The sequence below is a fragment of the Stenotrophomonas sp. T8 genome (assembly GCF_051853085.1).
Taxonomy (GTDB): Bacteria; Pseudomonadota; Gammaproteobacteria; order Xanthomonadales; family Xanthomonadaceae; genus Stenotrophomonas; species Stenotrophomonas sepilia.
The window spans coordinates 4402115-4419828 of sequence record NZ_CP195329.1 but is presented as its reverse complement, the minus strand read 5'-3'; the positions used below and the strand labels follow the sequence as shown (position 1 = coordinate 4419828).

General features: G+C 67.4%; 19 protein-coding genes. 8 read left to right on the top strand and 11 right to left on the bottom strand.

From position 1 onward, the window contains the following. Window positions 1-76: 76 nt before the first annotated feature. Genes ACSDHM_RS20390 through coaBC form a run of 3 tightly spaced genes read right to left on the bottom strand, consistent with a single transcriptional unit; the run spans window position 77 to window position 4197 of the window. Window positions 77-2425 carry a phosphomannomutase/phosphoglucomutase gene (locus ACSDHM_RS20390; RefSeq protein ID WP_088497604.1) on the bottom strand — a complete coding sequence of 783 codons (2349 nt, stop codon included), beginning with the start codon at window positions 2423-2425 and terminating at the stop codon, window positions 77-79. Between the two features lie 12 nt (window positions 2426-2437). Next, window positions 2438-2911: a dUTP diphosphatase gene (gene dut / locus ACSDHM_RS20385; protein WP_061478745.1), complete on the bottom strand. Its 474-nt coding sequence runs from the start codon at window positions 2909-2911 to the stop codon at window positions 2438-2440. After that, window positions 2908-4197: a bifunctional phosphopantothenoylcysteine decarboxylase/phosphopantothenate--cysteine ligase CoaBC gene (gene coaBC / locus ACSDHM_RS20380; RefSeq protein ID WP_061478746.1), complete on the bottom strand. Its 1290-nt coding sequence runs from the start codon at window positions 4195-4197 to the stop codon at window positions 2908-2910. The genes dut and coaBC overlap by 4 nt, the downstream gene beginning before the upstream one ends. Window positions 4198-4396: 199 nt before the next feature. Here coaBC and ACSDHM_RS20375 point away from each other — a divergent pair, with 199 nt between their 5' ends. From ACSDHM_RS20375 to ACSDHM_RS20360, 4 genes are all read left to right on the top strand, one after another. Further along, window positions 4397-5023: a response regulator transcription factor gene (locus ACSDHM_RS20375; protein ID WP_072168702.1), complete on the top strand. Its 627-nt coding sequence runs from the start codon at window positions 4397-4399 to the stop codon at window positions 5021-5023. A 70-nt stretch (window positions 5024-5093) separates the two neighbouring features. Continuing rightward, window positions 5094-5798, top strand: a complete 705-nt coding sequence (gene radC / locus ACSDHM_RS20370) for a RadC family protein (RefSeq protein ID WP_014035697.1) — start codon at window positions 5094-5096, stop codon at window positions 5796-5798. Window positions 5799-5911: 113 nt separating this feature from the next. Beyond that, on the top strand, window positions 5912-7600 hold the full coding sequence (gene argS / locus ACSDHM_RS20365; RefSeq protein ID WP_072168704.1) for an arginine--tRNA ligase: 1689 nt from the start codon (window positions 5912-5914) through the stop codon (window positions 7598-7600). A 21-nt stretch (window positions 7601-7621) separates the two neighbouring features. Beyond that, the gene (locus ACSDHM_RS20360; RefSeq protein WP_088497606.1) at window positions 7622-8509 is read left to right on the top strand and encodes an SPOR domain-containing protein; all 888 of its coding nucleotides are present in this window, start codon (window positions 7622-7624) and stop codon (window positions 8507-8509) included. Window positions 8510-8608: 99 nt separating this feature from the next. Here the strand turns inward: ACSDHM_RS20360 and ACSDHM_RS20355 are convergent, their stop codons facing one another. Further along, on the bottom strand, window positions 8609-9361 hold the full coding sequence (locus ACSDHM_RS20355; RefSeq protein WP_005420523.1) for an SDR family NAD(P)-dependent oxidoreductase: 753 nt from the start codon (window positions 9359-9361) through the stop codon (window positions 8609-8611). An 87-nt stretch (window positions 9362-9448) separates the two neighbouring features. Continuing rightward, entirely contained in the window at window positions 9449-9937 is a 489-nt protein-coding gene (locus ACSDHM_RS20350) for a hypothetical protein (RefSeq protein ID WP_072168706.1), read from the bottom strand. An 83-nt stretch (window positions 9938-10020) separates the two neighbouring features. Between ACSDHM_RS20350 and ACSDHM_RS20345 the strand changes: the two genes are divergently transcribed. Further along, window positions 10021-10488: a DUF1456 family protein gene (locus ACSDHM_RS20345; RefSeq protein WP_005420526.1), complete on the top strand. Its 468-nt coding sequence runs from the start codon at window positions 10021-10023 to the stop codon at window positions 10486-10488. Here ACSDHM_RS20345 and ACSDHM_RS20340 read toward each other — a convergent pair. Then, on the bottom strand, window positions 10457-11344 hold the full coding sequence (locus ACSDHM_RS20340) for a LysR family transcriptional regulator (RefSeq protein WP_439426532.1): 888 nt from the start codon (window positions 11342-11344) through the stop codon (window positions 10457-10459). The two genes, ACSDHM_RS20345 and ACSDHM_RS20340, sit on opposite strands and share 32 nt — an antisense overlap. A 142-nt stretch (window positions 11345-11486) precedes the next feature. Here ACSDHM_RS20340 and ACSDHM_RS20335 point away from each other — a divergent pair, with 142 nt between their 5' ends. Continuing rightward, window positions 11487-12635 carry an MFS transporter gene (locus ACSDHM_RS20335; RefSeq protein WP_194434067.1) on the top strand — a complete coding sequence of 383 codons (1149 nt, stop codon included), beginning with the start codon at window positions 11487-11489 and terminating at the stop codon, window positions 12633-12635. On the opposite strand, the gene ACSDHM_RS20330 is transcribed toward ACSDHM_RS20335, so the two are convergent. Next, window positions 12632-13330: a TorF family putative porin gene (locus ACSDHM_RS20330; protein WP_111007697.1), complete on the bottom strand. Its 699-nt coding sequence runs from the start codon at window positions 13328-13330 to the stop codon at window positions 12632-12634. The genes ACSDHM_RS20335 and ACSDHM_RS20330 overlap by 4 nt on opposite strands. A 178-nt stretch (window positions 13331-13508) precedes the next feature. On the opposite strand from ACSDHM_RS20330, the gene ACSDHM_RS20325 reads away from it, so the two are divergent. Continuing rightward, complete coding sequence (locus tag ACSDHM_RS20325; RefSeq protein ID WP_049414316.1) at window positions 13509-13898, top strand: DUF6165 family protein; 390 nt, start codon at window positions 13509-13511, stop codon at window positions 13896-13898. 6 nt (window positions 13899-13904) lie between these two features. Here ACSDHM_RS20325 and ACSDHM_RS20320 read toward each other — a convergent pair whose 3' ends face one another. Together ACSDHM_RS20320 and ACSDHM_RS20315 are read right to left on the bottom strand one after the other, a co-directional pair. Further along, window positions 13905-14603, bottom strand: coding sequence for a response regulator transcription factor (locus tag ACSDHM_RS20320; protein ID WP_111007699.1), 699 nt, complete (start codon window positions 14601-14603; stop codon window positions 13905-13907). A 177-nt stretch (window positions 14604-14780) separates the two neighbouring features. Then, window positions 14781-15353 carry an OmpO family porin gene (locus ACSDHM_RS20315; protein ID WP_072168711.1) on the bottom strand — a complete coding sequence of 191 codons (573 nt, stop codon included), beginning with the start codon at window positions 15351-15353 and terminating at the stop codon, window positions 14781-14783. A gap of 276 nt (window positions 15354-15629) precedes the next feature. Here ACSDHM_RS20315 and ACSDHM_RS20310 point away from each other — a divergent pair, with 276 nt between their 5' ends. Beyond that, the gene (locus ACSDHM_RS20310; RefSeq protein WP_188241601.1) at window positions 15630-15989 is read left to right on the top strand and encodes a DUF1428 domain-containing protein; all 360 of its coding nucleotides are present in this window, start codon (window positions 15630-15632) and stop codon (window positions 15987-15989) included. A 15-nt stretch (window positions 15990-16004) separates the two neighbouring features. On the opposite strand, the gene ACSDHM_RS20305 is transcribed toward ACSDHM_RS20310, so the two are convergent. Both ACSDHM_RS20305 and ACSDHM_RS20300 read right to left on the bottom strand, forming a co-directional pair. Beyond that, window positions 16005-16697, bottom strand: coding sequence for a hypothetical protein (locus tag ACSDHM_RS20305; protein ID WP_072168713.1), 693 nt, complete (start codon window positions 16695-16697; stop codon window positions 16005-16007). 106 nt (window positions 16698-16803) lie between these two features. Further along, on the bottom strand, window positions 16804-17676 hold the full coding sequence (locus ACSDHM_RS20300; protein WP_227836905.1) for a histone: 873 nt from the start codon (window positions 17674-17676) through the stop codon (window positions 16804-16806). Between the last annotated feature and the right edge of the window lie 38 nt (window positions 17677-17714).

The window sequence follows — 17714 nt, the reverse complement described above, 5'->3', positions numbered from 1 at the left end:
CTGCAGGGTGTGTGAGGTTCATGGGCTTGCCGGCCTGCGGCCGGCACTACCCATTCTGCTGCAGCTTCCAAAGGGGTCAGAACCCCAGCGGGGTGTCGCCCAGCACTGGTTGCAGCTGGCTGCGGAACAGGGCCTGGATGCGTTCCAGTGCGGCCTCGTCGTTGCCTTCGAACCGCAGCACCAGCACCGGCGTGGTATTGGAGGCACGCACCAGGCCCCAGCCATCGGCGAAGTCCACGCGCAGCCCATCGATGGTCGACAGGCGGCCACCCACATACGGGTTGTCCGGCGACTGCGCCGCCGCCACCAGCATCGCCACCAGGGCATGCGGCGTCCCGTCGGCCACCGGTACCTTCAGCTCCGGCGTGGCGACCATTTCCGGCAGTTCGCCCAGCACCTCGTCCGGGGTTTCCTCGCGCTGGGCCAGGATCTCCAGCAATCGCGCAGCGGCGTACAGACCGTCGTCGAAACCGAACCAGCGTTCCTTGAAGAAGAAGTGGCCGCTCATCTCGCCGGCCAGCTCGGCATCGGTCTCGCGCATCTTCGCCTTCATCAGCGAATGCCCGGTCTTCCACATCAGCGGGCTGCCACCGTTGCGCAGCACATGGTCGGACAGCTTGCCGGTGCACTTCACGTCGTAGATCACCATCGCGCCCGGATTGCGCATCAACACATCGGCAGCGAACAGCATCAGCAGGCGATCGGCGTAGATGATCCGGCCTTCGCCGGTCACCACGCCCAGCCGGTCGCCGTCGCCATCGAAGGCCACGCCGAGATCGGCGCCAAAGCGCTTGACCGTCTGCACCAGGTCTTCCAGGTTGGCCGGTTCGCTCGGGTCGGGATGATGGTTGGGGAAGGTGCCGTCGACATCGCAGTACAGCGGAATGACGTCGGCGCCGATCGCTTCCAGCAGCTGCGGCGCCAGTGCGCCGGCCACGCCATTGCCGGCATCGGCCACGACCTTCAGTGGGCGGTCCAGCTGCACGTCATCGGCGATGCGCTGGATGTAGTCGGCACTGACATCGCGCTGCTGGTAGTCACCGGGCTCGGCGGCCTGCACCAGGCGGCCCTCGACGATGCGCTGGTAGAGATCGGTGATGGCATCGCCGGACAGCGTCTCGCCGCCAATGACCACCTTGAAGCCGTTGTACTCGGGCGGATTGTGGCTGCCGGTGACTGCCACGCAGGTGCCGGTACGCAGATGGAAGGCGGCGTAGTACACCAGCGGGGTCGGCGCCAGGCCGATGTCGATCACCGCGCAGCCGGCACGGCGCAGGCCCTCGGCCAGCCCGGCCGTCAGCTCGGGACCGGACAGGCGGCCATCGCGACCGATCACCACCTCGCGCAGGCCCTGCTCCAGTGCCACGGTGCCGATGGCCTGGCCGATCTGCGCCGCGGTCTTCGGTGTCAGTTCACTGCCCACCACGCCGCGGATGTCATAAGCGCGGAAGATGCCGGCGGCCAGCTCCTCGGCCGGCACCGGCGGTGGCGGCGGTGGCGCGGCATCGCCACTGCCGGTCACAGCGGCCACGGGTGGCGGCGCCTGCTGCAGGCTCTCGCTCAGGGTCGGGCCATGGTCGGCCTCGGACGCTGCGGCGCGGCGTGGCAAGGGCAGCGACTTCGGCAGTCGGTCACGTCCCACCACCAGCAACACGGCAATGAACGCCAGCAGCAACGCCACAATGGCGCTGGCCAGCGCGCCCAGGCCCAGCGGACCGGCGTCGACATTCGGTACCGACGCGACCAGTCGCAGCGGCGTGCCTGCAACCGGGCGCGCCAGCGCTTCGGCGCTTTCGGACAGGCCCGCGTCGCCCTGGGTGACCAGATCGAAGCCACCCTGGCGCAGGCCAAGGAAGCCTGCGGACGGCGCACGCACCTGGTCCAGCGGCGAGGTCAGCCGCAGCAGCGGTTGGCGGACATAGATCACGGCCGGCCCCAGGCTGCCCAGCTGCACTGGCGCAGCCAGGCCCAGGCGATTGCTGCCACCATCGCGGACGACGCGCAGGCTGGGTTTGCCCTCAGCCACCGCCGCTTCCAGCAGGGCCAGGCGTGCATACCCGAAGGTGGCCGGATCGGCATAGGCGTTGGCCAGATCGGCCGTCAGCACCTCGACCTGCTCAACCCCGGTCCAGCTCTCGCGCACGGCCAGCGCCGCTGCAGCGGCATCGCCGGCCTGCAGCGCCTGCTGCACGCGATCGTTCTTCAACTGCTGCTGCAGCTGCTGCAACTGGCCAGCAGCGGCCTGCTGCAGGCCCTGCACGGCCTGGTCGCGCGCTTCTTCCAGCGCCTGGCCGTTGGCCTCCTGCCGCCATTGCTGCACCGCGCTCCATCCGAACCAGCCGGCCAGCAGGATCAGCAGCACCCCCAGTAGTGGTGCACTGCGACCCAACGACCGTCCCCGCTGTCCTTCCCCGATGCCGCTCATCGATGTCCCCTGTCAACGCACCCCGGTATGGCCGAATCCACCCGTGCCCCGCACGCTGTCGGTGAAAGTATCCACCACCTGCAGGCTGACGCGGGCAATCGGAACCACCACCAGCTGCGCGATGCGATCGCCGGGCTCGATGGTGAAGGCCTCGCGGCCACGGTTCCAGACGCTGATCAGCAGCGGCCCCTGGTAGTCGGCATCGATCAGGCCGGTGCCATTGCCCAGCACGATGCCGTGCCGATGGCCCAGCCCCGAACGCGGCAGGATCACCGCGCACAGGTTCGGGTCGGCAATGTGGATGGCCAGGCCGCTGGGCACCAGCGCGGTGTCGCCCGGCTGCAGGGTCAGTGCGGTATCCAGCGCCGCGCGCAGGTCCATGCCGGCGCTGGCTTCGGTGGCGTAGGCCGGCAGCGGCCAGCTGTCGCCAAAGCGCGGATCGAGCAGCTTGACCTGCAGCGGCCGGGAAAGGGATGCCTGGGTCATGCCTGGAGTCTCCGCGCGATCAGCGCCAGCAGTTGTTCGGCCAGTTCGCGCTTGGACGTGGCCGGGAATACCTGTTCACCGTCCTGCCAGAAGGCCGTGGCGGCATTGTTGTCGCTCTCGAAACCACCGCCACTGATGCCGACCTGGTTGGCGATCACCAGGTCCAGGCGCTTGTCGATCAGCTTGCCGCGTGCATATTTCTCCACGTCGTGGGTCTCGGCGGCAAAGCCGACCACCAGCTTCAGCGACTGCGTCTGCGCGGCGACTTCGGCCAGGATGTCCGGCGTGCGCACCAGCTCGATCACCAGCGACTGGCTGTCGGCGGTCTTCTTCAGCTTCTGCGCGGCGACCTGGCGCGGGGTGTAGTCGGACACTGCGGCGGCACCGATATAGATGTCGGCGGGCAGCGACTTCAGTACGGCATCGCGCATCTGCGCGGCCGAGCGCACGTCGATGCGCTGCACGCCCGGTGGCGTCGGCAGCTGGACCGGGCCGCTGACCAGCACCACGTGCGCACCCAGCGCGGCGGCGGCAGCGGCCAGGGCAAAGCCCATCTTGCCGCTGCTGCGGTTGCCGACGTAGCGCACCGGATCGATGTCTTCGTAGGTCGGGCCGGCACTGATCAGCAGGCGCAAGCCCTGCAGGGCACGGGTTTCCGGCGCGGCAACCGTCGCAGCGGTACCGCCATTGGCCACCAGCGCGGCCACGATGTCGCCCGGTTCAGCCAGCCGGCCGGGACCGGATTCACCTTCGGCCAGCGGGCCATCGACCGGGCCGATCACCTGCGCACCGCGCTGGCGCAGCAGGGCGATGTTGGCCTGGGTAGCCGGATGCAGCCACATCCGGTGGTTCATTGCCGGGCAGATCGTCAGCGGTGCGGTGCTGGCCAGGCACAGGGTGCTGACCAGGTCATCGGCATGGCCCTGGGCCAGCCGCGCCAGCAGATCGGCGGTACCCGGCGCGACCACGATGCGGTCGGCCCAGCGGGCCAGCTCGATGTGGCCCATGGCCTGCTCGGCGGCGCTGTCCCACAGCGTGGTGCGGGTCGGCTGCCCGGACAGGGCCTGGAAGCTGAGCGGAGTGACGAACTGCTGGGCACCGGCGGTCATCGCCACCTGCACCTGGGCACCGGCATCGCGCAGGCGCCGCACCAGCTCCAGGGCCTTGTAGGCCGCGATCCCGCCTCCGACGCACAACAGCAGTTTCTGGCCTTCCAGCGCGCGGGCCGGCGCGGGGGAAGCGTTGGGGGAGTCAGCCACCTGGAATTCCTGTGCAAACGAGGGCATTAGCTTACCCGATGGTCGGCAATGTCCCGGTACACGGCACACATAGCGGGCGGCTATCAGCAGATGGGACTTGCGCCACAACGCTTCCGGGGTTCAAGACACTGCGATTCGGAACTTTCCTATACCTGTTGGCCGGCCACGTTTGCAGAATCATCAGTGGCCACCGCAGGTGTGCCGCTTCGCTTTTCGAGGATTCCGCGTGCACCCGCGCATCATCATCGCCGACGACCATCCCGTCGTCCTGCACGGCATCCGCATCGTGCTGCAGACCCATCTGATGGAGGTCGTCGGCAGCGCGCGTGACGGCGCCCAGCTGCTGCAGCTGGTCGAGCACCACGGCTGCGACGCGGTGCTGACCGACCTCTCCATGCCGGGCACCGGCCCGGATGGCCCGGAACTGATCGCTGAGCTGCGCGAACGCCACCCGGGCATGCCCGTGGTGGTGCTTACCGGCGCCCGTCACCCCGGCCTGCTCGATGGCCTGCTGCGTGAAGGTGTCAGTGGCCTGGTCGACAAGTGCGCCGATTTCGGCGAGTTGCCGCAGGCCCTGAACGCGGCCATGGCTGGGCAGGTGTTCGTCTCGCAGCAGCTGCGCGACCACCTGCAGGCGCGCGACCTGATGTTCGCGCGTGAGCCGGCGGCGCTGTCGGCCCGCGAACAGGAAGTGCTGGACCTGTTGGCCGCCGGGCTGAAAGTGAACGCCATCGCCGTCCACTGCGGCCGCAGCCCGAAAACGATCAGCCGGCAGAAGGCCGAAGCCAAGCGCAAGCTGGGGCTGCAGAACAACCAGGAGCTGTTCGCCTATCTGCAGTCGCGACGCGACTGAGGCAACAGCCTACCCGGGCGTGCGCCCTGCCCTGATGGGACGCATCACCCGCGCTGGCGATGATGCAGGCATGCCCATCCATGACTGGCCCGAGCAGGAACGTCCCCGCGAGAAGCTGATCGCCCGCGGCCCCGCCACGTTGTCCGACGCAGAGCTGCTGGCGCTGTTTCTCGGCTCCGGCTTCGGTGGACGCGACGCGGTGCAGACCGCCCGCGACCTGCTGCAGGCGCATGGCCCGCTGCGCGTGCTGCTGGACCGTCCGGCCCGCGAGCTGGCCCGGTTGCCGGGGCTGGGGCCGGCACGAAGCTGTGCACTGGCCGCCGGCCTGGAACTGGCCCATCGCTACCTGGCCGCCGAGCTTCAGCAGGGCGAGGCGGTCGGCAACAACCCGGCAGCGGTCGGCCGCTACCTGCAGCACCGCCTGCGCGGCCAGGCCCGCGAGATCTTCATGGCGCTGTTCCTGGACAACCGCCACCGGCTGATCGCCTGCGAGGAACTGTTCCAGGGCACCATCAATGCCGCCCCGGTCTACCCCCGCGAGGTGGTGCGGCGAGCCCTGCTGCACAATGCGGCAGCGGTGATCCTCAGCCACAACCACCCCTCCGGCGACCCGGAACCCTCCGGCGCCGATACCCGGATCACCGATGAACTGCAGCAGGCGCTGGCACTGGTGGACGTACGCCTGCTGGACCACTTCGTGGTCGGCGAAGGCCGCCCCGTTTCGTTTGCTGAACGGGGCCTGCTGTCCCCGCCCCAGCCACGCCTGTTCGGCTGAGCGGGCCTGACCAGGGCCGGGCAGGTACCCCCGCAGGCATGTTCTGGTCAGCGTGGGCGCGGGTATCTGCGCTAAAATGGGCGATTCCGCCGCTCATTCTCACAGCAGGCCTCGTGAAAAATCTCCTCCGCGCCCTGATCAGCCAAGGCATCGAAGCCTTGCGCGCCAATGGCACCCTGCCCGCCGACTCCCTGCCGCCGGACTTCGTGGTCGAGCGCCCGAAGACCCGTGACCATGGCGACTTCGCCACCAACGCCGCGATGCTGCTGGCCAAGGCCGCGCGCAGCAATCCGCGCGCACTGGCTCAGGCGCTGGTCGAGGCGCTGCCGCGCAGCGAGGACGTCAGCAAGGTCGAGATCGCCGGCCCCGGCTTCATCAACTTCCACCTGGCTCCGGCTGCGTACCAGCGCGAAGCCGCGTCGGTCATCAAGGAAGCCCACGACTACGGCCGCAACCTGTCCGGCAACGGCCGCACGGTGGGCGTGGAGTACGTGTCGGCCAACCCGACCGGCCCGCTGCATGTCGGCCATGGCCGCGCGGCGGCGATCGGCGACTGCGTGGCCCGCGTGCTCGATGCCAACGGCTGGAACGCCAAGCGCGAGTTCTACTACAACGACGCCGGCGTGCAGATCGAGAACCTGGCGCTGTCGGTGCAGGCCCGCGTGAAGGGCATTGCGCCGGACCAGGAAGGCTGGCCGGAAGGCGGCTACCGCGGTGAGTACATCGCCGATGTTGCCCGCGCCTACATGGCCGGCGCCAGCGTTGACCTGGAAGGCACGCTGGTGGTCGGCGCCAAGGACCCGGACGACATGCAGTCGATCCGTCGCTTCGCCGTGGCCTACCTGCGCAACGAGCAGAACCTGGACCTGGCCGCCTTCGGCGTCGACTTCGACATCTACTTCCTGGAAAGCTCGCTGTACACCGATGGCAAGGTCGCCGAGGCCGTGGCCAAGCTGCAGGCCTCCGGGCACACCTACGAGGAAGGCGGCGCGCTGTGGCTGCGCAGCACCGATTTCGGTGACGACAAGGACCGCGTGATGCGCAAGTCCGACGGCACCTTCACCTACTTCGTACCGGACGTGGCCTACCACCTGTCCAAGTGGCAGCGCGGCTACGAGCGCGCGATCACCGAACTGGGTGCCGATCACCACGGCTCGCTGGCGCGCGTACGCGCCGGCCTGCAGGCGCTGGAAGTGGGCATCCCGCAGGGCTGGCCGGAATACGTGCTGCACCAGATGGTCACCGTCATGCGCGGCGGCGAGGAAGTGAAGCTGTCCAAGCGTGCCGGCAGCTATTTCACCCTGCGCGACCTGATCGAGGAGGCCGGCCGCGATGCGACCCGCTGGTTCCTGATCGCGCGCAAGCCCGATTCGCAGCTGACCTTCGACATCGACCTGGCCCGCCAGCAGAGCAACGACAATCCGGTGTTCTACGTGCAGTACGCGCACGCCCGCGTCTGCAGCCTGCTGCGCCAGGCCCAGGAAAAGGGTCTTGTGTACGAGCAGGGCAATGGCCTGGCCAATCTGGGCCGCCTGGCCGACGATGCCTCGCTGGGGCTGATGAACGAGATCTCGCGGTATCCGGAAGTGGTGGAAGCGGCCGGCGTGGCGCTGGAGCCGCACCTGGTGGCGCAGTACCTGCGTGAATTGGCGCATGCCTTCCACACGTGGTATCACGGGACGCCGGTGCTGGTGGACGACGCCACCGATCGCAACGCCAAGCTGACCCTGGCCTGCGCGGCGCGCCAGGTGCTGGCCAACGGCCTCGAACTCCTGGGCGTGAGTGCCCCGGAAAAAATGTAAGCATCAGGAGACGCAGTACACATGGCAGCACGACGCGGCAAAACCCAGGCACGACGCAACAGCAGCAGCCAGGGCACCCCCGGATGGGTGTGGCTGGTGGCCGGTGTGGCGATCGCCGCCGTGGTGTTCCTGGCGGCGCCGAACCTGTTCAAGGGCGAAGGCGATGGCTTCCTGCGTGCCGGTCCGCAGCCGAACCCGAACGCGCAGCCGGCCCCGGTCGCTGATGCCGACAGCGATGTCGGCAGCCAGCCGGCCGCGCAGCCGGCCACGCCGAAGCCGGCCGAACCGGAGAAGCCCGCCGCGACGCAGTACGACTTCTACACCCTGCTGCCGGGCAAGGAAGTGGAAATGTCCGACGCCGAACTGGCCGCCAGCGCGCGCGCCGAGGATCAGCGCCGGGCCAAGGCCGAAGCGTCGCGCGCGCAGGCCGCGCTGGAGGGCAAGCCGGTACCGCCGGCCAGTACGGCCACGCCGGCACCGACCGCAACGGCCAGCGTCGCAAGCACTGCGCCGGTAACCGCGACCAACCGTCCGCTGCCGGCACCGCTGAACGAGCGCCCGACCGCGGCAACCCCGTCGGCCAGCACGGCGGCCGCCACTCCAGCGCCGCGCGCGGAAAGCGCGCCCGCCGCGTCGGCACCGCCGGCATCCGCTGCTGCACCGGCGGCCGCCGACAACGCCCGCTACATCCTGCAGGCAGGAGCCTTCGGTGCTTCCGGTGACGCCGAAGCCACCAAGGCCAAGCTCGCCATGATGGGCCTGGCGGCACGCGTGGAGTCGGCGCAGATCAACGGCAAGACCGTGTACCGCGTGCGCATGGGCCCGTACGGCAGTGCCGGCGAGTTGTCCGAAGCCAAGCAGAAGCTGGATGGCACCGGCCTGCAGGCGATGGCGATCAAGGCGCAGTAAGCCTGCCGATGTGAATGAAAAAGCCGGGCAGTGCCCGGCTTTCTTGTTTCTGTAGAGTCGAGCATGGCTCGACTCTACAAAAAGCGATTACGACTCCGGTCAGCCCTCGCGGGCGACCTGGAATCCGGCGAACGACTGGCTGACCGGCATCAGCTCCAGCCGGTTGATGTTCAGGTGCGGCGGCAGGCTGGCCACCCAGAAGATCTGCTCGGCGATGTCTTCGGCGGTCATCGGGTTGGCGCCGCTGTACAGCTTGTCCGAGGCGTTCTGATCGCCATGGGTACGTACCACGGTGAATTCGGTTTCGGCCATGCCCGGCTCGATCGTGGTCACGCGCACGCCGGTGCCGTGCAGGTCCGAACGCAGGCCCAGCGAGAACTGGCTGACGAAGGCCTTGGTGCCACCGTAGGCGTTGCCCCCCGGGTACGGGTAGACGCCGGCCACCGACGAGATGTTGATGATCGCGCCCTTGCGCTCCACCAGCTGCGGCAGCAGGCGATGGGTCAGGGTCACCAGCGCGGTGATGTTGGTGTCGATCATCGTGGTCCAGTCCGACAGCGTGGCGCTCTGTGCCGGCGCGGTGCCCTGCGCCAGGCCGGCGTTGTTGACCAGCAGGTCGATCTCGCCAAAGGCCGGCGGCAGCGCCAGCAGGGCCGCCTCCATCGCCACCGCATCGCGGATGTCGAAGGCGGCGGCGTGCACCACGTCCTTGCCGTAGCGCTCGACCAGCGGCTGCAGGCGTTCGCTGCGGCGGCCCGTGGCGATCACTTTCCAGCCGGCCTGGGCGAAGCGGTGGACGGCGGCGGCGCCGAAGCCGGACGTGGCGCCGGTAATCAGGACAGTGCGGGTCATCAGGCAACTCCAGGGGGAAAAACCGGACGCCCATTCTGGCATTCCCGGCCCGTCCTGAGGTGCCCGCCGTCCAGTCGTCCCCCCGGCTCAACGCACGCGAAACACTCTGGCCTTGGGCAGGTCTTCGTCGACCTGCAGGAACCAGCGCCCGGCAATTCCTGGAACAACGGCGATCTGCGGCGACTGCAACACCTTGCGCAGCTTCATCTGTCCCTTCATCACCTGCCATTGCTGGCCGTTATCAAGGGTGAACAGCGTGCCGGGCTGCCAGCCTGCGACCTCTCCGACCACACGGGCACTGACCGGTTCGTCATCCAGGCCCAGATGCATTGCTGGCGGTGCCGGCACATTGGCAGGCAGCGGCGCAGCGACCGGGGCCACCGCTGCCGTCGACGCGGCGGCCGTGCTCTCTGCCTCGCGCAGTACCCGGTTCAACGCCTGCAACTGCGCTGGACTGAGCCCGACCTCGGCCAGTTGGGATGCACTGAGGCGCCGCTCGACGGGTACGAAGCGGTCCTGGGCAAAGGCAGCGAAGCTGCCGGCGAGCAGTAGTGCGGAAAACAGATACCGGCGCATGCAAGGGTCCCAGCGAACGAGTGCTCACGATGCTGCAGTTCGATGACAGTCCGGTGACACGCCAGGGGCCGGTACAATGGGCCATGATCAACAATGATGTCCTGCGCAGCGTGCGCTATTCCCTGGACCTGGGTGACCAGCACGTGGTCGCCCTGTGCCAGATGGCCGACCCGGCCTTTGCCGTGGATACCGGGCAGGTGAAGGCCTGGCTGCGCCGCGAGGACGAAGCCGGTTTCGAGGCGATGAACGACAGCGCGCTGGCGCACTTCCTCGACGGCCTGATCGTGCACCTGCGTGGCCGCGACGAGAGCCAGCCGCAGCGCGCAGTGGAAACCCGCATCGACAACAACCTGGTGCTGAAGAAGCTGCGCGTGGCGTTCCAGCTGCGCGACGTGGACCTGATGGAGATCTTTGCCAGCGCAGGTTTCAATGTCTCCAAGTCGGAAGTGGGCGCGCTGTTCCGTCAACCCGGGCACGCCAACTACCGGCGTTGCCTGGACCAGATGCTGCGCAACTTCCTCAAGGGCCTGAGCCTGCGCCTGCGCGGCTGAGCACGGCGTCGACGAACGCCCGCGCCGCTGGTGTCGGCAGGCGCTGCCAGACCAGGTGCACGCGCCGGGTCGGGGTCGGCTGCAGCGGAATCTGCACCACGCCCTGGAACCCATCGGCGATCAATGCCGGCACGATGCCGACCGCCAACCCATGGCGGACGAAGCGCTCGACCAGTTCCATCAGGTTGACCTCGAAACGGACCGTGTGCGGCAGTCCGGCTGCGGCAAAAGCATCATCGGTCTGACGGCGTGCGCCGGTGCCGCGCGGGAAGTCGACCAATGCTTCATCCTGCAGTGCGGCCAATGGCAGCCGCTTGCGCCCGGCCAGCCGGTGCGATGGCGCCAGTACCGCTACCAGATCCTCCTCCTGCAGCACCTGATGGCAGACACCGTCCAGCGCTGCCGAAGGCGCCAGGCCGACCAGTGCCACATCCAGCGCGCGCGAATGTACCTGCGCGATCAGGTCCTCGCTCTTGTCCACGCGCAACTGGAACTCCACCTGCGGGTGCACGCGCTGGAACGCCGCCAGCATCGCCACAACGTCGATTCCGGTCAGCGAGGAAATCTGCCCGATGGCCAGCAACCCACGCACTTCGCCACTGACGGCGGCCACGTCGGCGCGCAGGTGGCGCAGGCTGGCCAGCACCTGGCGTGCGTGCACCAGCAACGCCTCGCCGGCGGCGGTGGCCCGCACCTGGCGCGGCAGGCGCTCGAACAGCGTGGCACCCAGTTCCTGTTCCAGGTGGGCGATCTGGTGGCTGAGCGCGGACTGCACCACGTGGCAGCGCTCGGCGGCACGGGTGAAATTGCCCTCTTCGGACAGCGCCACGGCGAACTCGAGCTGCTTGAGGTTCATACAACTATCTTGTTTTCAGATGGCATGGATGATGATGATTCATTTCCATCATGCTCGCAGCAGGCGGACACTGTGCCCCCGCTTCCTGGAACATCGCGTGAGCCCGTCCCTTCCCCCTCTGCACCGTTGGCAGGTGCTGCTGATGTCGGTCGCCACCGGTGTGGCCGTGGCCAGCAACTACTACGCGCAACCGCTGCTGCACACCATCGCCGACGCCTTCGGCGTGCCGTTCGGCCAGGTCGGCATGGTGGTTACCGCCGCGCAGCTGAGCTATGCCGCCGGCTTGATTCTGCTGGTGCCGCTGGGTGACCTGTTCGAACGCCGCCGCCTGATCGTGGTGATGAGCCTGCTGTCGGCGGGCGGACTGGTGATCAGTGCCTGCGCACCGTCGCTGACCTGGTTGCTGGTGGGCACTGCGATCACCGGCCTGTTTTCGGTGGTGGCCCAGGTACTGGTGCCGTTCGCCGCCACGCTGGCCGCGCCGGAACACCGCGGCCGCGTGGTCGGAACATTGATGAGTGGCCTGCTGCTGGGCATCCTGCTGGCGCGTACCGTGGCCGGCCTGCTTTCCAGCCTGGGCGACTGGCGCCTGGTGTATGCGATCGCCGCTGCCACTCTGGTGCTGACCGCACTGGCATTGCAGCGCGGCCTGCCGCGATTCCACCACAGCGCCGGCCTTGGCTATTTCGCATTGCTGCGCTCGATCGGCGTGCTGTTCGTGCAGGAACCGGTGCTGCGCCAGCGTACGCTGCTGGGCGCCTGCAGCTTCGCCATGTTCGCGATCTTCTGGACCCCGCTCGCATTCCTGCTGGCACAACCGCCGTACGCCTACAGCGACGCCACCATCGGCCTGTTCGGGCTGGTCGGTGCGGCCGGCACGCTGGCGGCGGGTCTGGCTGGTCGCATGTCCGACCGTGGCCAGACCGGGCGTGCCACCGCCATTGCACTGGCGCTGTTGCTGCTGTCGTGGCTGCCGCTGGGGCTGTCCGCACACTCGCTGCTGGCATTGCTGCTGGGCGTGGTGGTGCTGGATCTGGCCGCGCAGCTGTTGCACGTCAGCAACCAGAACCTGATCTACGCGCTGCAACCGGCAGCACGCAACCGCCTCAATGCCGGCTACATGACCGGCTATTTCATCGGCGGCTCGCTGGGCTCGCTGCTGTCTGCACAGGTCTACCAGCGCTTCGGCTGGACCGGCGTCTGCGTGGCCGGTGCCGCCGTGGCCGTGCTGGCCCTGCTGCTGTGGCTGCCCGGCGCGCTGCGTGCGCGCCAGGCGTCGCTGGCCGACTAGAAGCTGCCCTGCAGCGCCAGCTCCCATCGCCCACCGGCGTTGCCGGGGAACAGGCGCTTGGCTGCGTTGTCCGTGCCATGCACGGTGGCGCGCAGTTCCCATGCCGGGGTAAGCGAGGCGATGGCACTGAGCTGCCCATGCAGGTAGTCCGGGCCCTGCGCGGTGGCCAGCCAGTACTGGCCCACCGCTGCTTCCAGGCGGAGGCGTTCGTGCAACGGCACACGCACACCCAGCTGGGCATAGGTACCGCGATGGCCACCGGCCAACGCATCGTTGGAATGGGCGACCTGCAGCCAGGCGCGCTGCTTCCAGGTCAACGTGGTGTTGAGCTCGGTCCAGTCCAGCGCGCGGCCGGTGCCCGGGTACACGTAACGGGTCAGGTTGGCATCCAGGCTCCAGTCCGGTGCCAGTGCGCCGGACCAGCCCGCCACCAGGTCGAACTCGCTGCGCGCGCCATTGTCCGGTTTGAACGAAACGTTCGAACCCCACACGCTGGCGTACCATCCCGACGGGATCGAGACCTTCGCGCCGGCCTGCACCGCCGGGTCGCCATCGCTCTGCGAGCTGCCACGCCACACGTAGTCGCTGGTCAATGCAGCACTGCCACTGGCCTGCACCTGTGCCTGCGCGCTGCCGATCCCGAGCAGCCCTGCCAGGGCGGCCACCAGCGCCGCCATCATCCCCTTGCTGTTCACTGCACTGTGTTCCTCGTCGAAGGCGGTCGCGCCGCCGGGACGGCAGTGTCGGGTGCGCCGCCGTAACGGATCGAGGGCGCTGCCCGGCCTGCGGCGCAAATTCGGCGTAAATCCCGTGGATGAAGGCTACGTGCCAGCCGCGCGGTATCATGGCGCCTTGTTTCCAGGAACCAACCACGTGGACGCCATCCTGACCCCGGTATCGATCGGCGAGCTGATCGACAAGATCACCATTCTCGAGATCAAGGCCGAGCGCATCGATGATGCTGCCAAGCTGGCCAACGTGCGCACCGAACTGGATGGCCTGTTGCCCTTGCTGCAGCAGCAGCTGCAGGCGCAGCCGGCATTGGACGCGCTGAAGCAGCAGCTGAAGGCGATCAACGAACGCATGTGGGACATACAGGACCAGCTGCGCGACAAGGAAGCGGCCCAGGTGTTCGACGATGCGTTCATCCAGCTGGCACGCGGTGTCTATGGCACCAATGGCGAGCGCGTGCAGGTGAAGAACGAGATCAACCGCGTGGCCGGTTCGGCGCTGGTGGAAGAGAAGCAGTACCAGGGCGAGTAAGGCCGCTCAGCCACATTCGAGCAGGTGGCGGAAGCGGAACAGGTCACCATCCCCGCGGATGCCGAGCTTGCGGTAGGCCGACGTTTTCTGCGAGCTGATGGTGCTGGCCGAGCGCCCTGAGCGCAGGGCCATTTCACTGGTGCTGACGCCCTTCAGCACCAACCCGAGCACTTCACGCTCGCGCTGGCTCAGCGGCGTCAGCACCGGTGCAGATACCCGGCGTGTGCGTGGCAGCTTCAGCTCCTCACGCAGTTCCGGTGGCACGAAGCGGCCGCCACGGGCGACCACGTCAATGGCGCGCAGCAACGTCTCCGGTGGCATCGACTTGGACAGGAAGCCGCGCGCGCCGGCTCGCATCGCGGTGGTCACCGTACTGGCGTTGCAGTGCGCCGAGAGCACCAGCACCGGCAGCGCCGGCCAACGCTGCGACAGCACGCGCAGCAGGGCCAACCCATCGCCCAGGTCGCCCATCGGCAGCGCATCGATCAGCAGCAGGTCGACACACCTCGGGCTGCGCTCCAGCAACTGCAGCAGGCGCGCCTCGTTGGACAGGCTCACGCGCACCTGCACACCACTGTGTTGGCGGAGCAGAACTTCCACGCCCAACCGCAGTACCGGGTGCGGATCCAGCAGCGCCAGGCGTCGTGGCCGATCAGGCCGCAGGGGCGGGAGTGTCGGTGGCATCGCGGCCTGTCCAGGCAACATGGAACATCCACCGTAGGCCGGTGCCCGCAGCGGCGGAATCCAATTCCTTGCAATGCTCGGCCCGCGTGCACCACCAGTCAGACGGCATTTTGTTTCGCGCCGCCACAAACGCAACAGGCCCGGCAAGAGCCGGGCCTGTCGAGACTTCTCCAGCGCGCAGGCGCGCCGGAACTGCAATTACCAGCTGAAGCGCGGGCCGACGGTGTATTCCTTGTCGCCGTCGCGGTTCATCTTCAGTTCGCCGTTCAGGCCCCAGTTCTGGTTCAGCTTGACCTGACCACCCAGGCGGCCGTACCACTGGCCTTCCGGGTTGACGCCGTGCTTCTTCGAGAAATCTTCGTAGCCGACCATGCCATAGACCTCGGCGTGGGCACCGAAGGCGGTGCGGATACCGGCTTCAGCGCTGTAGCCGTTGAAGTCCAGGCCGTGCTTCGGGTCGAGCTTCTGGTAGGCAACGCGGGCAACGAAGTCGGTGCTCGGAGCGATTTCAACGTTGTAGCCTGCACCGATCTTCCACTGGTCCAGCTTGACGTTGGTGTGGTCGAATTCCTGACGGCTGTACTCACCGAAAGCGTGGAAGTTCGGCAGGAAGCCGTACGAACCCTTCACGCCCCAACCGTCGGACTTGAACGCGTCGTTGTCGGTCTTGGCGTAGTTGGCTTCGGCGTAGTTGTAGGACAGGTTTTCAGCAGCCGAGGCGGTGAACGGCAGGGCAGCGGCCAGGGCCAGAGCAATCAGCGAATTCTTCATGGGGGTACACCTTTACTTTCTTATGGTGTGCAGCAGCGCCAGGGCGCCATCGCATCGGGAATGTAAATTCTCCGTTATTCGCCACAACGCTCCCTGAAAACAGCAGTCTTCGCATTGCTGAATTTTCTGGCTTGATTCAGGCTGTATCTGGCATACGCGCGCGGCGCGCGTGCATTTTCAGGTTTCTTCACGATCCAGCGCTGTCGATCCCCGATCCCCTGGTTCGTCGTGTACTTGAAGGCCGTGCATGTGGCACGGTCCATCCGGAGGCTGGCAATGAGCTACATCGATGGTTTCGTCCTGGCGGTGCCCACCGCCAACAAGGAGAAGTTCCTCGCCCATGCACGCACAGGAGATCCGGTCTTCATCGAGTACGGGGCACTGCGCGTGGTCGAGTGCTGGGGCGATGACGTGCCGCACGGCAAGACCACCGATTTCTTCGGCGCGGTGAAAGCCACGCCGGACGAGACGGTGGTGTTTTCCTGGATCGAATGGCCCGACAAACCGACCCGCGACGCCGGCATGAAGAAGATGATGGAAGACCCGCGGTTTGATCCAACGAAGAATCCGATGCCGTTTGACGGTGCGCGGATGATCTACGGCGGCTTCGTGCCGATCTACGATCTGACCCGCTGAACCCGGCGGACGTGCTCAGCGCGCGTCCGTTTCATCGCTGGCAGTGGCATGGCCGGCGCCCAGTGCGGCGCCGGCACCGAGGCCCATGCCGCCCATGCCAGCGCCCATTCCGCCGCCCCCACCTCCGCCACCACCCGCACGGCCGCCCTTGGCATCGCCATCGTTGCGCCCCTTGCCGCCACCGCTGGCAGCGGGGCGGGTCGGCCCCTGCGGCGGAATCCGCAGGTCGGGAGGAATCGGCGCCAGATCCAGCGCTTCGCGCACGAAGTCGCGCAGCGAGACCACCAGTTCGTGGGTATGCACCGGTCGCCCCTGTGCAAGATCGTTGGCAGCGCGGGCGGCCAGCCGCACCTGTTCGTCGGTGCCCAGCAACAGGATGTCCGAGAGCGCGGCCTCGACCGCATCGCGGATGCGGCGCGTTCGATCCGAACGCGGTTCGGCGATGCCTTCGGCCGCTTCGCGCTGGCGCAGATCGCGGCGATGGCTGGGATCCACGCCCAGTTCACCAGTGAATGAACCGCCCAGGGTCTTGTAGGCCGCCATCAGTGTGCGCAGCCGCTCGTTGATCTGCCGGTTCTCGCGCTCGCGACGCTGCTGCAGGGTCTGCATCACAAGCAGGCGGATGCCTACGCCCAGCAGGGTGATCAGGACCAGGCCGGCCAACGTGGACAGCACACCCTGCCAGGAACTGAAATCGATACCGCGCATGCTGGGGCTCCGGCGGGAAGAATCTGCATCTTGCCCCAGACCGCGCCCCGAAAACGCGAAAGGCCCCACCACCCGGTGGGCGGCAGGGCCTTCGGTCACGGCGCGATTACTTGCGCTTGGCGACCTTGCGCACGGCCTTGGCCGGGGCCTTCCTGGCAACAGCCTTCTTGGCCGGAGCCTTCTTGGCGGCGACCTTCTTCAGCGGTGCAGCCTTCTTGGCGACGACCTTCTTGGTCGCAGCGACCTTCTTGCCGACAGTCTTCTTGGCAGCAGTGGTCTTCCTGGCAACGGCCTTCTTGGCGACAGCAGCCTTCTTGCCGACAACCTTCTTGGCGGCGGCAGTCTTCTTGGTGGCGACCTTCCTGGTGGCGGCAACCTTCTTGCCGACAACCTTCTTCGCAGCCACGGCCTTCTTGGCGGCGACGGTCTTCTTGGCCACAGCCTTCTTGGCGGTGGCGACCTTCTTGCCAACCACCTTCTTGGCGGCCGCAGTCTTCTTGGCAACGGTCTTCTTCGCGACAGCAGCCTTCTTGGTGGCGGCCTTCTTCACGGTGGCGACCTTCTTGCCGGCAGCCTTGGTGGTGGCCTTGGTGGTCTTCTTGGCAGCGGCGGCCTTCTTGGTCACGGCCTTGCCCGCAGCCGCCTTCTTCTTTGCCACTTCCTTCTTCAGGGCAGCAGCTTCGGCCTTGGCGTTCTTCTTGGCCGCTTCCAGCTTCTTCCTGGCGTTGGCAACCGTCTTGCCGACCGACTTGGCAGCCTTCTCGGCCTTCTTGGCAACGGTCTTCTCGACCTTGGCCACGGCCTTCTTGGCCTTGGCAACGCGGGTACCGGCAGCCTTGCTGGCGCGCTTGACGGTCTTCTTGACCGACTTCACTGCGTCTTCGGCGGCGTGGGCGATGGTCTCGCCGACGTTGGTGGCGGCTTCTTTCACGTTCTCGACAGCGTCGGTCACGACCGACACACCATTACCGTTGCTCATGTTGCCCTCCTGCGGGCCTTAAGTATCAAAACGGGGCG

Coding starts and splice junctions, on each gene's coding strand:
- ACSDHM_RS20335 (WP_194434067.1), top strand. CDS start 11,487: ATGTCGGTCGCCACCGGTGTGGCCGTGGCCAGCAACTACTACGCGCAA.
- ACSDHM_RS20350 (WP_072168706.1), bottom strand. CDS start 9,937: ATGCGCCGGTATCTGTTTTCCGCACTACTGCTCGCCGGCAGCTTCGCT.
- ACSDHM_RS20315 (WP_072168711.1), bottom strand. CDS start 15,353: ATGAAGAATTCGCTGATTGCTCTGGCCCTGGCCGCTGCCCTGCCGTTC.
- ACSDHM_RS20355 (WP_005420523.1), bottom strand. CDS start 9,361: ATGACCCGCACTGTCCTGATTACCGGCGCCACGTCCGGCTTCGGCGCC.
- ACSDHM_RS20390 (WP_088497604.1), bottom strand. CDS start 2,425: ATGAGCGGCATCGGGGAAGGACAGCGGGGACGGTCGTTGGGTCGCAGT.
- ACSDHM_RS20345 (WP_005420526.1), top strand. CDS start 10,021: ATGATCAACAATGATGTCCTGCGCAGCGTGCGCTATTCCCTGGACCTG.
- dut (WP_061478745.1), bottom strand. CDS start 2,911: ATGACCCAGGCATCCCTTTCCCGGCCGCTGCAGGTCAAGCTGCTCGAT.
- ACSDHM_RS20320 (WP_111007699.1), bottom strand. CDS start 14,603: ATGTTGCCTGGACAGGCCGCGATGCCACCGACACTCCCGCCCCTGCGG.
- ACSDHM_RS20340 (WP_439426532.1), bottom strand. CDS start 11,344: ATGAACCTCAAGCAGCTCGAGTTCGCCGTGGCGCTGTCCGAAGAGGGC.
- ACSDHM_RS20360 (WP_088497606.1), top strand. CDS start 7,622: ATGGCAGCACGACGCGGCAAAACCCAGGCACGACGCAACAGCAGCAGC.
- ACSDHM_RS20300 (WP_227836905.1), bottom strand. CDS start 17,676: ATGAGCAACGGTAATGGTGTGTCGGTCGTGACCGACGCTGTCGAGAAC.
- coaBC (WP_061478746.1), bottom strand. CDS start 4,197: ATGCCCTCGTTTGCACAGGAATTCCAGGTGGCTGACTCCCCCAACGCT.
- radC (WP_014035697.1), top strand. CDS start 5,094: ATGCCCATCCATGACTGGCCCGAGCAGGAACGTCCCCGCGAGAAGCTG.
- ACSDHM_RS20310 (WP_188241601.1), top strand. CDS start 15,630: ATGAGCTACATCGATGGTTTCGTCCTGGCGGTGCCCACCGCCAACAAG.
- ACSDHM_RS20305 (WP_072168713.1), bottom strand. CDS start 16,697: ATGCGCGGTATCGATTTCAGTTCCTGGCAGGGTGTGCTGTCCACGTTG.